This is a genomic window from Algibacter sp. (genome assembly GCF_049667265.1).
Taxonomy (GTDB): domain Bacteria; phylum Bacteroidota; class Bacteroidia; order Flavobacteriales; family Flavobacteriaceae; genus Algibacter_B.
In genome coordinates this window covers 1-14,499 of record NZ_JBATHX010000354.1, presented here as the reverse complement: position 1 = coordinate 14,499, position 14,499 = coordinate 1, and the positions used below count along the sequence as shown (strand labels likewise).

At 33.9% G+C, this 14,499-nt stretch carries 13 protein-coding genes and 1 pseudogene; 5 read left to right on the top strand and 9 right to left on the bottom strand.

Features of this window, described 5'->3' with window-relative positions; all coding sequences use genetic code 11:
- Positions 1-95: 95 nt before the first annotated feature.
- The 6 genes and pseudogenes from hppD to uvrC all read right to left on the bottom strand — a co-directional run bounded on the left by hppD (position 96) and on the right by uvrC (position 7,681).
- A complete protein-coding gene (gene hppD / locus WBN21_RS12490; RefSeq protein ID WP_424200768.1) occupies positions 96-1,256 on the bottom strand; it encodes a 4-hydroxyphenylpyruvate dioxygenase in 1,161 nt (386 codons plus the stop codon).
- Positions 1,257-1,299: 43 nt separating this feature from the next.
- Positions 1,300-1,658 (bottom strand): annotated as a pseudogene (locus tag WBN21_RS12485) (four helix bundle protein).
- Positions 1,659-1,693: 35 nt separating this feature from the next.
- Entirely contained in the window at positions 1,694-2,851 is a 1,158-nt protein-coding gene (locus tag WBN21_RS12480; RefSeq protein ID WP_424200766.1) for a homogentisate 1,2-dioxygenase, read from the bottom strand.
- A gap of 375 nt (positions 2,852-3,226) precedes the next feature.
- The gene (locus WBN21_RS12475; RefSeq protein ID WP_424200790.1) at positions 3,227-5,461 is read right to left on the bottom strand and encodes a patatin-like phospholipase family protein; all 2,235 of its coding nucleotides are present in this window, start codon (positions 5,459-5,461) and stop codon (positions 3,227-3,229) included.
- Positions 5,462-5,477: 16 nt separating this feature from the next.
- Positions 5,478-5,828: a hypothetical protein gene (locus tag WBN21_RS12470; protein WP_424200764.1), complete on the bottom strand. Its 351-nt coding sequence runs from the start codon at positions 5,826-5,828 to the stop codon at positions 5,478-5,480.
- A gap of 59 nt (positions 5,829-5,887) precedes the next feature.
- The gene (gene uvrC, locus WBN21_RS12465; RefSeq protein WP_424200762.1) at positions 5,888-7,681 is read right to left on the bottom strand and encodes an excinuclease ABC subunit UvrC; all 1,794 of its coding nucleotides are present in this window, start codon (positions 7,679-7,681) and stop codon (positions 5,888-5,890) included.
- Positions 7,682-7,778: 97 nt separating this feature from the next.
- Here uvrC and WBN21_RS12460 point away from each other — a divergent pair, with 97 nt between their 5' ends.
- The 5 genes from WBN21_RS12460 (at position 7,779) to WBN21_RS12440 (ending at position 11,301) form a co-directional block, all read left to right on the top strand.
- Positions 7,779-8,219: an ATP-dependent zinc protease gene (locus WBN21_RS12460; RefSeq protein ID WP_424200760.1), complete on the top strand. Its 441-nt coding sequence runs from the start codon at positions 7,779-7,781 to the stop codon at positions 8,217-8,219.
- 20 nt (positions 8,220-8,239) lie between these two features.
- Positions 8,240-9,112, top strand: coding sequence for a 30S ribosomal protein S6--L-glutamate ligase (gene rimK / locus WBN21_RS12455; protein ID WP_424200758.1), 873 nt, complete (start codon positions 8,240-8,242; stop codon positions 9,110-9,112).
- Positions 9,113-9,118: 6 nt separating this feature from the next.
- Positions 9,119-10,093, top strand: a complete 975-nt coding sequence (locus WBN21_RS12450; protein ID WP_424200756.1) for a succinylglutamate desuccinylase/aspartoacylase family protein — start codon at positions 9,119-9,121, stop codon at positions 10,091-10,093.
- A gap of 3 nt (positions 10,094-10,096) precedes the next feature.
- Positions 10,097-10,660 carry a 5-formyltetrahydrofolate cyclo-ligase gene (locus WBN21_RS12445; protein ID WP_424200754.1) on the top strand — a complete coding sequence of 188 codons (564 nt, stop codon included), beginning with the start codon at positions 10,097-10,099 and terminating at the stop codon, positions 10,658-10,660.
- Positions 10,661-10,728: 68 nt separating this feature from the next.
- Positions 10,729-11,301, top strand: a complete 573-nt coding sequence (locus WBN21_RS12440) for a hypothetical protein (protein WP_424200752.1) — start codon at positions 10,729-10,731, stop codon at positions 11,299-11,301.
- 31 nt (positions 11,302-11,332) lie between these two features.
- On the opposite strand, the gene WBN21_RS12435 is transcribed toward WBN21_RS12440, so the two are convergent.
- The 3 genes from WBN21_RS12435 to WBN21_RS12425 form a co-directional block, all read right to left on the bottom strand.
- The gene (locus tag WBN21_RS12435) at positions 11,333-11,956 is read right to left on the bottom strand and encodes a lipoprotein signal peptidase (protein WP_424200750.1); all 624 of its coding nucleotides are present in this window, start codon (positions 11,954-11,956) and stop codon (positions 11,333-11,335) included.
- A gap of 154 nt (positions 11,957-12,110) precedes the next feature.
- Positions 12,111-12,488 (bottom strand): TraR/DksA family transcriptional regulator, encoded by a 378-nt coding sequence (locus WBN21_RS12430; protein WP_424200748.1) that lies wholly within the window; start codon positions 12,486-12,488, stop codon positions 12,111-12,113.
- Between the two features lie 4 nt (positions 12,489-12,492).
- On the bottom strand, positions 12,493-14,499 hold a 2,007-nt coding region (locus tag WBN21_RS12425), incomplete at its 5' end, for a class I tRNA ligase family protein (RefSeq protein WP_424200746.1).

The window sequence follows — 14,499 nt, the reverse complement described above, 5'->3', positions numbered from 1 at the left end:
TCCTCGCACCTCCAAAGTCGGGCTGTGGGCTATCCACTACTATCCCTAACGCGGAGTCAGACTGCAACCAACTAGAGTATTAATAAAAAGCTTGATTAAAGGGTCCCTCTTTTAGCTTGCTCGCGCTCAATAGATTCAAAAAGGGCTTTAAAATTTCCAGCTCCAAAACCTCTTGCTCCCATCCGCTGAATAATTTCAAAAAATAAGGTGGGTCTATCCTCTACAGGCTTTGTGAAAATTTGTAGCAAATAGCCTTCCTCATCGGCATCAATCATAATCCCTAACTTTTTTAAGGCTTCAATATCTTCACGTAATTCATGGCTATGTTCTTCCAACCTGCCTGGAACTGCTCTATAATACTCCTCTGGTGGTATCGATAAAAACTCAACACCTCTAGCTCTTAATTGACTTACTGCACTTATTATATCATCTGTCGCAACAGCAATATGTTGCACACCAGAACCTTCGTAAAAATCAAGATATTCTTCAATTTGCGAGCGTTTTTTTCCTTTTGCAGGCTCGTTAATTGGGAATTTTATGCGTCCGTTTCCGTTACTCATCACTTTACTCATAAGCGCGGAGTATTCGGTATGGATTTGCTTATCATCAAAAGACAAAAAGTTTTCAAAACCCATAACATCTTCATACCATTTTACCCAAGTATTCATTTGTCCCCAGCCTACATTACCAACCATGTGGTCAATAAATTTTAAACCAATAGGCGCTGGATTATAATCACTTTCCCATTTTTCAAATCCTGGTAAAAAAGCGCCATTATAGTTTTTACGCTCTACAAACATGTGTACAGTTTCTCCATAAGTGTAAATTCCAGCTCTTACCACCTCGCCATGTTCGTCCTTTTCAATAACAGGTTCCATGTATGACTTCGCTCCTCTGTTGGTGGTTTCTTGGTACGCTTTTTTAGCATCTTCAACCCAAAGCGCGATTACTTTTACACCATCGCCATGTTTTACAATGTGGTCGTTTATGGGCGATTTACTACTTAATGGTGTTGTTAAAACCAGCTTTATTTTATCTTGTTTTAGCACATAACTTACTGAATCTTTCGAACCAGTTTCCAAGCCTTTATAGGCATACGATTGAAACCCAAAAGCTGTTTTATAAAAATGCGCCGATTGTTTTGCGTTACCTACATAGAATTCTACATAGTCTGTTCCTAAAAGGGGCAAAAAATCTTGTGCGCCTTCAAATATTTTTTCTAAACCGTAGTTTACTGATTTTATGTCTTTACTCATTGTTTAATAGAATAGAGAAGTAAGAATATAGAGAAAAGACTGTTTATAGTTTGTTTTGAAAACTCATGGTCATTTTTTGAAACTCTGCTATTTTTTCTTCTAGTTTATTTAATTGTTCATTTGATATATAATTTCTTTTACTTGCTATTATTAGTTGTGTCTCTAGCTCAAATGAAGAACCAAGAGAAATATCCAAAAAATGAGAAAATGATTTATCGGTTCTTGATGACCCTCAGCTACGTTGCTAGGTATGGAAACAGAACATCTACTAATCTGAGATGCTAAACCAAATCTTTCATCTGCTGGAAAAGCTTTCAGAATTTCAAAAGTATCATCAACGATTTCAATGCCTAAACTCCAAATCTTTAAATTCTTATAATAATGTCTTTTTCTTGAACTCATCTCTCTTTTCTTGCTTCTTGATTCTCTTTTCTCAACTATTCCAACCACGATTTATGATAACTTTCATCCGCTATTTTCATAGCTTCTTCGGTAACCATTAAGGGCTTAAAAGTATCGACCATTACTGCCAATTCATCGGTTTTTGTTTTTCCAATGCTTCGCTCGGTTGCTCCTGGATGTGGGCCATGCGGAATGCCTGCTGGATGTAACGAAATGTGTCCTTCTTCAACATCGTTTCTGCTCATAAAATCGCCATCAACGTAATACAACACCTCATCGCTATCAATATTACTATGATTGTATGGTGCCGGAATAGATTGCGGATGGTAATCGTACAAACGTGGCACAAAACTACACACTACAAAGGCATCGGTTTCAAAAGTTTGATGTACCGGTGGCGGCTGATGAATGCGGCCTGTTATCGGTTCAAAATCATGAATTGAAAATGCATACGGGTAATTGTAACCATCATACCCAACGACATCAAACGGATGGGAAGCGTATACCATTTCAATAATATCATCTTGCTTTTTTACTTTAATTAAAAAATCGCCACTTTCATTATTTGTTTCTAATTCGTAAGGCCTGCGAATATCGCGTTCGCAAAATGGTGCATGTTCCAACATTTGGCCAAACCAGTTTCGGTAGCGTTTTGGCGTGTAAATGGGTCTTCGAGATTCAACAATAAACAACCTGTTATCTTCAGTATCGAAATCTATTTTATAAATAATTCCTCTAGGAACTAATAGGTAATCGCCATATTTAAAATCGAGATTTCCAAGCATTGTCCGCAGTTTCCCCGAACCTTTATGAATGAAAATTAACTCATCAGCATCGGTATTTTTATAAAAATAATCTCTGGTTGATTGTTTTGGCGCCGCTAAAATTATAGCACAATCGCTGTTTATTAATACGGTTTTCCGACTCTCTAAATAATCGTTTTCTGGTTTTACCTGAAATCCTTTTAAACGATACGATTTTATATTGTTAACAAGAGCAATTTTTGGCGCAACACTATACTGGTTTTTTATTTCTTTTACCTGTGTTGGACGCTGCTCATGGTAACTATTTGTTGACATGCCATCAAAACCAATGGTTCCAAAAAGCTGCTCGTAGTATAAACTACCATCTGCTTTTCTGAATTGCGTGTGACGTTTATGTGGAATGTTTCCTAATTTATGATAGAAAGGCATAACTTATTGATATTAAAAGTTAAAAATAAAAGCTTAAAACTCTAAGAATCAAACTTTAATAAAGATAGTGAAAATAAAGAATTTTTGAAACCATATATCTTTAAAGCCATGTTAAAGTCAGGTTTCATGTTTTAGGTTTCATTTAAACCTTCAATTTAAAAAACAAAATTCTGTATTATTAGATTCCCGATTTTATGGGAATGGCAAGAATAGAAGCCTATTCAGGATTTCTCTTGATAAAATAGTGTAAGTATGATAATAAATCTTTCCAAAAAAGTTTCATAGTGTTCCAAATATCGGGAAAATTTTTGGAAAATAACTAGTAGTTAATTCTATAAAGATTTCCGCCTTCGCGGAAATGACAAAAAAAAACAATTAGAACCAAAAACCAATATTAAAAAACCAGTTGCTAGATTTTCCTTCTGGCGAATAACTATATTTTGCTTGAATAGGCCCCAAAAAGGTTTCAATGCCGTAACCTAAAGCATAGCCTCTGTAATCTGGAAGTGTCACCCATTCTCCCGTATCAAAAATATTATCATCCACATTAGCCCAATTGCCTTCCAAAGTGAGGTGATGCTTTTTAATAATTTCATAATCTGCCATGGCACTAGCTTTAATATAGCTATTCCCTGTTAAGGAAATAAAATCGTAACCTAAAAACGGAATAAAGTTGTTTATTAAATCGTTTCCATAACCACCAAGTGCAAAATCGAGGGTTCTGTTTGATTTATCGCCCAATTTAAAGCCGGCGCTTGTTTTTAAATTAAACGCTAAATTATGTGAAACGCCAAATGCATAACCAATATCACCTTTAGCTACTGAGAAATCTTTAAAATCCTCTGCAAATCCTGAGGCATGCAAATAGATATTTAAATCGCCGTTGAAATAAACACCTTTTTTAGGGAAATATTTATTGTCATAAGTATCTAATTTAAGGTTTCCAAAAAGGCTTAAATAATCGGTATTCTCAAATATAAAATCGTCATTAGAGTTGTTTCCAAAAATAGTTTCAGAATTTATTTCTAAACGTTTATGCTCTACCCCAATACTTAACGCAAAATCTCGTCTAAACAAAGTTTGCACATAAAACTGATTCATTTGGTCTCTTAGTTTTACATCAATTTTGTTTAAACCTGTGGTTGTTATTTGATCATCATCTAATACCAATTGCGCACTTATGTTTTTATGAAATTGATTGTACCTAGACCTTAAACCTACACTCCAATAAAAACCTTTATCAATTAAATACTCAAAATTGTAACGCACGTTATCACCCAATATAAGATCCAAGGAAGCCACGTCATTTTTAAATAGCAAATGTTTTTTAGTTAGGTTTACAAGGGCTGCACTTTTATATAAATCGTCATAATGAATGCCCAGTTTAAAAAATGTATTCACATCTGTTTCCTTAACTTTCGCAACTAAGTTATAGCCTTCCTTGTTTTTAGTGTTTTTTAATTCATATTCAATAGCATCAAAATTGTTTGTAGCCACTAGATTATTAATGCCCTTATTAAAATACTTATAACTTATTTTTTTATCATTTTTAAATTTTAACTTTCCTAAAACATAGGCTCGTGTGTAATTATTATTTCCTTTAATTTCAATTTCATTTAACCTAATACTATCAATGGCTTTTATTTTTATAGGCTGGTTTATACTTGTTTTGTGATATGATAAATCTCGTAAAACATGCAATTTTGAGAGCGTAGCCGTTTTACCAGCTTCAATAATGGCGTTACCTTGATTGAAGGAAACCACATTAAAATCTCTAATATTAGGTTTAATATAAATATCGGTTTTTTTTACTTTCAATTTCATATTATTAATACTCCTGAAATTGTTTAATTGCAGTAAAACTTCTGGTGCAGACGTGAGTTCGTCGCGCTTTGACAAACCATCTTGAACATCAACCCCAATAATTATATCCATCCCCTTATTTCGCAATTCGTCAATTGGATAATTGTTTACCACACCACCATCAATTAAAATTTGGTCGTTAATGTTAACGGGCTGAAACAAAGATGGCAAAGCGCCACTTGCGATAATCGATTGTGTTAGATTACCTTGATCTAAAATTACTTGATCCCCGTTTTCAATATTTGTAGCAATACAGAAAAACGGAATTGGAAGCTTGCTAAAATCATCAACATCATTAACATGCAATAAAAGTTTTAGAAGTAGGCTATAGGTATTATGCCCTCTAGAAAGTGCTGAAGGTAGTTTTATTTTAAAATCGTTAAACGGTAATTTTACGGCATACTTTTCCAAGTTACTACGTTCGCTAAATGCAATGGATGAGCGCGGTAAATTGTCGTTAATAATATTATCAAAATCTATTTTTTGAAAAACGGAATCCAGTTGCTTCCCTGAATAGCCTGAAGCATACAAAGCCCCAATTATAGAACCCATACTGGTTCCTGCAACATAATCTATTTTTACACCTAAACTGTCTATAACTTTTAAAACACCAATATGCGCTAAACCTTTTGCGCCACCACCACTTAACACTAAGCCTACTTTTGGCCTAGGGTTTTCTTGTACTTCGTTTTGCGCTTTCGCGGAAAGTGAGGCTAGTATGAAAAGGGTTAATATGATGGTTTTTATGTTCAAGTTTTTTGTTTTAAAGTAAATTATTGCTTGTTTTAGAGGTTATCAATTTCGTAATTCTTTCTGCTTCATTGAAATCGACATTATCTAACCATATTTTTAAGGTTTGATTTACTGTTTTTAATTTTAAATTTGCATTATTCTTATAGTTAGCGCCAAGTCCTCCCGCAAAAAAATCTACAACCCAACTTAAAGTTGAAATAATCCAATCAGTCTTTTTTTGGTTTATTTCAATACTTAGTATATTATTAAATAGCAAAAAACCACAATTTTTTGTTTGAGAAGCGTCAATAATTTCAATTCCAGCCTCATTCAAACTTATCTTTAATTCTGGTTTATCTCTCAACACAACAACTTCTTTCATTTAATACAATACTTCCATTTTAATTCAGACCTACAAGGTTTTTAGACCTCGCAGGTTTATTACTTCTCATGATAATAATTATAAACCTTTTCTGCTCTTGAAACCCCAACAACGGCTTCCAGCTCATCTAACTTAGCGTTTGCAACACGTTTGGCCGATTTAAAATGTCTTAATAATTCAACAACCGTTTTTTCGCCAACACCTGATATGGTTTCTAATTCTGTATTTAACGCTGTTTTACTGCGTTTATTTCTATGATGTTCGATTCCAAAACGGTGGGCTTCGTTTCGTAATTGCTGCGTAATTTTTAGGGTTTCGCTTTTTTTATCTAAATATAAGGGAATTGGATCGTCTGGGTAAAATAATTCTTCTAAACGTTTTGCAATTCCGATAATGGCTATTTTACCTCGAAGCCCTAAAGCTTCCAAACTTTTTAAAGCCGATGATAATTGCCCTTTACCGCCATCTATAATAATGAGTTGTGGTAAAGGCTGGTCTTCATCAAGCATGCGTTTATATCTGCGATACACCACCTCTTCCATGGATGCGAAATCGTCTGGACCTTCAACCGTTTTTATATTAAAATGGCGGTAATCTTTTTTACTAGGTTTTCCGTTTTTAAATACCACGCAAGCTGCAACGGGATGTGTTCCTTGGATATTCGAGTTATCGAAACACTCAATATGTCGTGGTTCTTCAGATAATCGTAAATCAACCTTCATTTGTGCCATAATGCGGTTAGCATGCCTATCTGGGTCTACAATTTTCATTTGTTTGAAACGCTCCATTCTGAAATATTTGGCGTTTCTGAGTGATAAATCTAGAATGTGTTTTTTATCCCCTAATTTTGGTATGGTGACTTTTAAATCATCTCCCAATTCGACTTTAAAAGGTACGTAAATTTCTTTGGAATTTGAGTTAAAACGTTGCCTTATTTCTGTGATGGCGAGTTCCAATAATTGCAAGTCGGTTTCATCTAATTTCTTTTTAATTTCTAAGGTATGCGAACGAATTATTGACCCGTATGATAATTGTAAAAAATTAACGTAACCATAACTTTCGTCGCTCATGATAGAGAATACATCTACATTGCTGATTTTTGGGTTTACAATGGTCGATTTTGCTTGGTAATTTTCTAAAACTTCAACTTTTTCTTTTATTTTTTGTGCCAATTCGAATTCCATATTATTGGCATATTCACGCATTTGCACTTTAAATTGCGATAAGGAATCTTTAAAATTCCCTTTTAAAATTTCTTTTATTGCTTTTATATTTTCGTTGTATTCAACCTCCGTTTCTAAACCTTCGCAGGCGCCTTTGCAGTTTCCGAGGTGGTATTCTAAACAGACCTTGTATTTACCTGCATCAATTTTTTCTTCAGATAAATTAAAGTTACAGTTTCGCAAACTGTATAAGCCTTTAATTAAGTCCAATAAAGTATGTACAGTTTTTCCGCTGGTATATGGTCCAAAATATTCGCTCCCATCTTTAATAACGCGTCGGGTAGAAAACACTCTTGGGAAACGTTCTTTTTTTATACAAATCCATGGGTACGATTTATCGTCTTTTAGCAACACATTATATCGTGGTTTATGCTTTTTTATAAGATTGTTTTCCAATAATAAAGCATCCGTTTCGGTAGCAACAACAATGTGCTTGATGGTCGCAATTTTTTTTACGAGTACCCTCGTTTTTCCATTTTCATGGGTTTTAGTAAAATAAGAACTGACTCTCTTTTTAAGGTTTTTAGCTTTTCCAACGTACAAAATCATTCCTTCGGCATCATAATACTGATAAACTCCAGGGCTGTTTGGCATGGTTTGTAGTTGGAGTTCTAAAGTGGTTTCAGGCATACTTCAAAGATAATTATTTTAATTTTTCATCCTCATAAATTTAAATTAAAAACCTAATTTTATTAGTACCTTGCACCCTTTATTACAATTTTTAAAAATGCCAAAAAAAATAATCGGGAGAATAGATAAAGTAGATTTTCCTTCATTGGATCTATTTGATATAGATGTGAAGGTCGACACAGGTGCTTACACTTCATCCATGCATTGCCATAAATTTTATGAGGAGGATGGTGTGTTAAAGTGTTTGTTTTTTGACAAAGGGCACCCTAATTATAATGGTAAAAAAATCATTTTTAAAAATTTTACAACTACAAAAGTAAAAAGCAGCAATGGCATTGTACAACACAGATATAAAGTAAAAACGTCTGTTATTGTATTTAATAAAAAATACAGCATTAACCTTACTTTAAATGATAGAGACGACATGAAATACCCCATTTTAATTGGGCGTAAATTTCTGTTGAAAAAATTCATGGTTGATGTTGATCTAAAAGATGTATCTTTTAAAGAAAAAACAAACAAACTACATACCAACTAATTACATAATAAAACACATAAATGAACATCGTTATTTTATCTAGAAACCCTAATCTATATTCAACAAAGCGACTTGTAGAAGCTGCTAAACAACGTAAGCACACTATTGAAGTGATTGACCCTTTAAAGTGCGAAATTATTATTGAAAAGAAAAATCCTGCTGTTTTATACAAAGGAAAACCATTGACTGGTATAGACGCTATTATTCCGCGTATTGGGGCTTCTGTTACTTTTTATGGTACTGCCGTAGTAAGGCAATTTGAAATGATGAAAATATTCTCAACCGTAGAATCACAAGCATTGGTGCGGTCCCGCGACAAATTAAGAAGTTTGCAAGTGCTATCGCGTGCTGGTTTGGGAATGCCAAAAACCGTGTTTTCAAATTACACAAAAGATGTTGCCGAAGTTATAAACTATGTTGGTGGCGCACCTTTGGTTATAAAACTTTTAGAAGGTACACAAGGTCTGGGTGTTGTATTGGCAGAAACTAACAATGCAGCAGAATCTGTACTAGAAGCCTTTAATGGGCTACAAGCTCGTGTTATTGTTCAAGAATTTATTAAAGAATCGAAAGGAGCCGATATCAGAGCCTTTGTAGTAGATGGCATTGTAGTTGGCGCTATGAAACGACAAGGCAAAGAAGGTGAGTTTAGATCCAATCTCCACAGGGGTGGTAGCGCAAATATTATACAACTAACAGACGAAGAAGAAAATGCTGCTTTAAAGGCTGCAAAATCTTTAGGTTTAGGGATTTGCGGTGTGGATATGCTACAATCTGCTAGAGGTCCATTAATTTTAGAAGTGAATTCATCTCCTGGACTTGAAGGTATTGAAGATGCTACAAAAAAGGATATCGCCAAAACCATTATTCGTTTTATTGAACGCAACGTTTAATTTTCTATGACTACGGAATTCAAAGACAACATTACTATTTTAGGGGAAACCATTCCATTGGGGACTTCAAAAGAAATCAATTTCAACATTGCTAAGTTGCATACGGCAACCAAAATTGAAGTACCGGTAATTATTGAACGTTCCAAAAAGCCAGGACCTACTATTTTATTCACCGCTGGTTTACATGGCGATGAAATAAACGGTATCGACATTGTAAGGCAACTTATTTCCAGAGGCATTAACAAGCCCAAACGAGGCAGCATTATTTGCATGCCTATTTTGAATGTTTTTGGGTTTTTAAATAGTAGCAGAGTATTCCCAGATGGACGCGATTTGAACCGTGTTTTTCCAGGTTCTGAAAATGGCTCTCTGGCAAGTAGAGTGGCTTATACTTTAATGACCGAAATTATTGCCGATGTCGATCTAATAATCGATTTTCATACGGGAGGAGCCAGTAGATTCAATGCCGCACAAATACGAATTGTACACGATAACCCTGAATTAAAAGCACTTGCAGATGTGTTTTCACCACCATTTATATTGTATTCAAAAAACATTACCAAATCTTTTAGGAATGCCTGTTCACAATTGAACAAACCCATTTTGTTGTATGAGGGTGGAAAATCATTTTTTGTGGATAATACCATTTCTAAAATTGGGGTTGAAGGTGTGAAACGCATTTTAACACATTTTGAAATGCTTAATTCGAAACATAAAGTAACACCTTCAAAAACTACTCCTGTTTATGTTGAAAAAAGTAAATGGATTCGCGCCACCGCTTCAGGCATGTTTAAGGCCAAAGTAGCAATAAATTCAAAAATTTCTGTGGGTGATGTGGTAGGCCAAATTACCGACCCATACGGCAAAATTCACCATGCTGTAAAATCTAAATTAGAAGGTTATGTTATTAATGTGAACGAAGCTTCTTTGGTTTACCAAGGCGATGCTTTATTTCATATTACCACACAACTTAAACATTAAGCTATGACCAAATCAGCATTGCGAAAAAAATACAAAATGCTTCGAAATGGTTTGTCCGAAAAACAAAAAGACAACCGTAGTTTGTCCATTGCCAATCAGCTTTTAAAATTACCTATTTGGGAGTTTTCTTTTTATCATATTTTCCTCGCTATAGAAGAAAAAAAAGAAGTAAATACTGATTATATTTTGAATATTCTTTCTGGTAAGGACAAAAACATTCTTATTTCTAAAAGTGATTTTAAAACTGGCGGTATGACTCATTTTTTATTGACTGACAATACGGTTATTAAGAAAAATCATTGGAATATTCCTGAGCCTATTAACGGAATCGAAATCGCAAATGATAAAATTGAAGTCGTTTTTATTCCGCTTTTAGCTTTTGATAAAAAAGGAAACCGTGTGGGTTATGGTAAAGGCTTTTATGATCGCTTTTTAGCTGATTGTAAACCTGAAACTTTAAAAATTGGATTGTCTTTTTTTGAAGCTGATGAAGAAATTACGGATATTTTTGATGGAGATATTGGGTTGGATTATTGTGTGACGGCCAATAAGGTATACAATTTCTAAAAATTGATTAGAGGTAATTTAGTTTAGAAAGTTGTAAAATTATCTGTTTAACTTTAAAATCGAAGCGCATGATTACTAAAAATTCCAAAATCTGGAAATACTTTTCACGGCTTTTTCTTTCAATTGATCAACTTGGAAATGTTATAGCAGGTGGTGATGCCGATAATACCATATCTGCTAGAGTTGGATATTACAACCATCACTATTTTTCTGAAAACGAAAAAGTACCATGGTATTGGTCTGTTTTTGAGAAAATTATTAATACTACGTTTTATCCAGTTGATGGCCCAAACCATTGTCATGAAGCTTATCACCACGATCCAGGTGAGATTTTTGATAACAGGTTAACTAATGTGTTGGTTGCAATTGCTGCTACAATAATTATTATTCCAAGTTGTATTATAATTGCCTTTGTACTTTATCTTTTATCTGCTTTAAGAATTGTAAAAAGAAAAACTATTGAACGTGATAAAAATTTAGAAAAACGATTAAGTTCTTGCTCCTTAGTCTTGATAAGTACTTATCAGGAAATAAATGAACACGGTTTAGATTTTGATCTTGAAGAATCAAAAAAACAATTAAAATTACTTTTAGAAAAAACAGATAAAATTAAGCAAGCTATTAATTCAAATAAAAATTAAGACTAGTTGCTATTTCTAGTTGAAAATTTAATTACGCTTTATTAGCAAACGCCTTCTTATTAAACACAATAAGCATAATAAAACCTGTACTTATAGCCATATCGGCAATATTAAAAACAGGATCGAAAAAGCTAAATCGTTTTCCGGCGGAAAATGGAAACCACTCTGGTAAGTCCACTTCAAATAATGGAAAGTGCAACATATCTACCACTTTACCATGCAATAAACCATCGTAACCACCAGCTTCTGGAAGAAAATTTGCGACTTGATTATAGCTGTCATCAAACAGTACACCATAAAACACCGAATCAATAATATTTCCTAAAGCACCAGAAAATATGAGCGCAATGGCGATAATTAATATTTTGGAACTTTGCTTTTTTGTGGCATCATATAACCAATAGCCTATTCCGAAAATAGCAATAATCCGAAAAGACGTTAGAATAACCTTGGCCGTTCTATCGGATATAAAAGTTACAAAATCACTAATTTTTGTGCCCCAAGCCATGCCGTCGTTTTCAACAAAAATAATTTCGAACCAGCTGAAAACGTCTAAACCTTCTTGAAGTACAAAGTTGGTTTTTATGTATATTTTACTAATCTGATCGATTAGTAGAATAATAATGATTAGTAATATGGATTTTTTTAGTGACATAAAATTTATTTAAGACCTTTCGATTTTAGTCTATGCTGAGCGCAGACAAAGTACGCAAGGTGACAAAAAGGGTTTAAATGAAAAACGTCTCAATAGTCTTGAGACGTTTCAAATATATAATTTAAAATCTTCAGGTTCCTGACTACCCAGGAATTTATTGCATGTTTTTAGCTTCAATACTTAATGTCGCATGAGGCACTAATTTTAAACGCTCCTTATTTATTAGTTTTCCTGTTACGCGGCAAACGCCATAGGTTTTGTTTTCAATTCTAATTAAAGCATTTTTTAAATCGCGTATAAACTTCTCTTGACGTATCGCTAATTCTGAATTAGATTCTTTACTCATCACCTCGCTACCTTCATCAAAGGCTTTAAATGTTGGCGATGTATCATCTGTTCCATTATTATGGTCGTTCATATAAGCACTTTTTATCAATTCTAAATCGTGCTTTGCTTTTTCTATTTTTCCTTGAATTAGCACTTTAAATTCTGCTAAATCACTATCTGGGAATCTTACTGTATTGTTATTCATAATATTAATGTTTTTGAATAAATAGCTTGGTATTTACATCATCGAAAGCAATTTCTATACCATCTTCTAATTTATCAATAATTTCAAGTTCATTTGTTAATGTTTCCGATTTAATATACGCCTTATTTGATTCAATGGCCTTTACAATTTGCTCGTCCATTTGAAAAGTAACATCTATTCTATCTGTGACTTCAAAACCAGAATCTTTTCTTAAATTCTGAATTCTATTAATCAACTCTCTAGCGATGCCTTCTCTTCTTAAATCATCGGAAATTGTAACATCTAAAGCTACTGTTAATGCACCTTCATTTGCTACTAACCACCCTTCAATATCTTGAGATGTTATTTCAACATCTGTAAGCTCTAAGGTAATGTTTTTCCCGTTAATTTCGACGTCTAAAGTACCATTTTGCTCAATGTTTTTAATATCTTCAGGGGTAAAGTTATTAACTAACTGAGCCACCGCTTTCATGTCTTTTCCAAATCGAGGTCCAAGGACTTTAAAGTTGGGTTTTATCTGTTTTACTAAAATATCTGAAGCATCTTCTAAAAGATCTATTTCTTTAACATTAACCTCCGATTTTATAAGGTCTGCCACAGCTAAAATTTCATTCTTTTGTGATTCACTATTAATAGGAATCATTATTTTTTGTAATGGTTGTCTTACTTTTATCTTTTCCTTAGCTCTTAGTGATAAGACTAAAGACGATATGATTTGTGCACTTTCCATCTTGTTTTCCAGAGACTTATCAACATACGTTTCATCGAAAACTGGAAAATTTGCTAAATGTACACTTTCAAACGATTCTTTTTTGGTAGCTGCATTTAAATCTAAATACAATCTATCCATAAAGAATGGTGCAATTGGCGCACTCAACTTAGCAATCGTTTCCAAACAGGTATAAAGTGTTTGGTATGCCGAAATTTTATCTTGTTGGTAATCGCCTTTCCAGAAACGCCTTCTGCTTAAACGCACAAACCAGTTACTTACATAATCTTGTGTGAAATCTGAAATGGCTCTTGCTGCTCTTGTAGGTTCATAATCGGCATAAAAAGCATCTACTTTTTGAATTAGTGTATGTAATTCTGAAAGAATCCATCGGTCAATTTCTGGTCTTTCGTTTAAAGGAATATCTGCTTCGCTGTACGTAAAATTATCAAGGTTAGCATATAACTGAAAAAATGAATAGGTATTGTAAAGGGTTCCGAAAAACTTTCGTTTTACTTCTTCTATACCTTCTAAATCGAATTTTAAATTATCCCAAGGATTCGCATTGCTAATCATATACCAACGTGTAGCATCTGCTCCATAGGTTCCTAATGTTTCAAAAGGATCGATAGCGTTTCCTAAACGTTTGGACATTTTTTGTCCGTTTTTATCTAACACCAATCCGTTTGATACAACGTTTTTATAAGCTACAGAATCGAAAACCATAGTCCCGATAGCGTGAAGCGTATAGAACCATCCTCGAGTTTGATCGACACCTTCGGCAATAAAATCAGCTGGATAGGTTGTCCCTTTATCAATTAAATCTTTGTTTTCAAATGGGTAATGCCATTGTGCATAGGGCATAGAACCAGAATCGAACCAAACATCAATTAAATCGCTTTCGCGGAACATTTTTTGACCTGTGAGTGATACTAACACCACTTCGTCAACGATATTTTTATGTAAATCGATTTTAGCGTAATTTTCATCAGAATTATTTCCAACTTCGAAATCGGCGAAAATATCAGACGGGATGAATCCGGCCTCAACGGATTTCGTCATTTCTGCTTTTAACTCTTCAACAGATCCAATACAAATTTCTTCTTTACCATCTTCGGTTCTCCAAATTGGTAACGGAATTCCCCAATAACGTGAACGCGATAAATTCCAATCGTTTGCATTTGCTAACCAATTGCCAAAACGTCCTGTACCAGTTGATTTTGGTTTCCAGTTTATGGTTTCGTTTAGTTCGTGCATACGTCCTTTAACGTCGGTAATTTTAATAAACCAAGAATCTAATGG

Coding starts and splice junctions, on each gene's coding strand:
- hppD (WP_424200768.1), bottom strand. CDS start 1,256: ATGAGTAAAGACATAAAATCAGTAAACTACGGTTTAGAAAAAATATTT.
- WBN21_RS12480 (WP_424200766.1), bottom strand. CDS start 2,851: ATGCCTTTCTATCATAAATTAGGAAACATTCCACATAAACGTCACACG.
- WBN21_RS12470 (WP_424200764.1), bottom strand. CDS start 5,828: ATGAAAGAAGTTGTTGTGTTGAGAGATAAACCAGAATTAAAGATAAGT.
- uvrC (WP_424200762.1), bottom strand. CDS start 7,681: ATGCCTGAAACCACTTTAGAACTCCAACTACAAACCATGCCAAACAGC.
- WBN21_RS12460 (WP_424200760.1), top strand. CDS start 7,779: ATGCCAAAAAAAATAATCGGGAGAATAGATAAAGTAGATTTTCCTTCA.
- rimK (WP_424200758.1), top strand. CDS start 8,240: ATGAACATCGTTATTTTATCTAGAAACCCTAATCTATATTCAACAAAG.
- WBN21_RS12450 (WP_424200756.1), top strand. CDS start 9,119: ATGACTACGGAATTCAAAGACAACATTACTATTTTAGGGGAAACCATT.
- WBN21_RS12445 (WP_424200754.1), top strand. CDS start 10,097: ATGACCAAATCAGCATTGCGAAAAAAATACAAAATGCTTCGAAATGGT.
- WBN21_RS12440 (WP_424200752.1), top strand. CDS start 10,729: ATGATTACTAAAAATTCCAAAATCTGGAAATACTTTTCACGGCTTTTT.
- WBN21_RS12435 (WP_424200750.1), bottom strand. CDS start 11,956: ATGTCACTAAAAAAATCCATATTACTAATCATTATTATTCTACTAATC.
- WBN21_RS12430 (WP_424200748.1), bottom strand. CDS start 12,488: ATGAATAACAATACAGTAAGATTCCCAGATAGTGATTTAGCAGAATTT.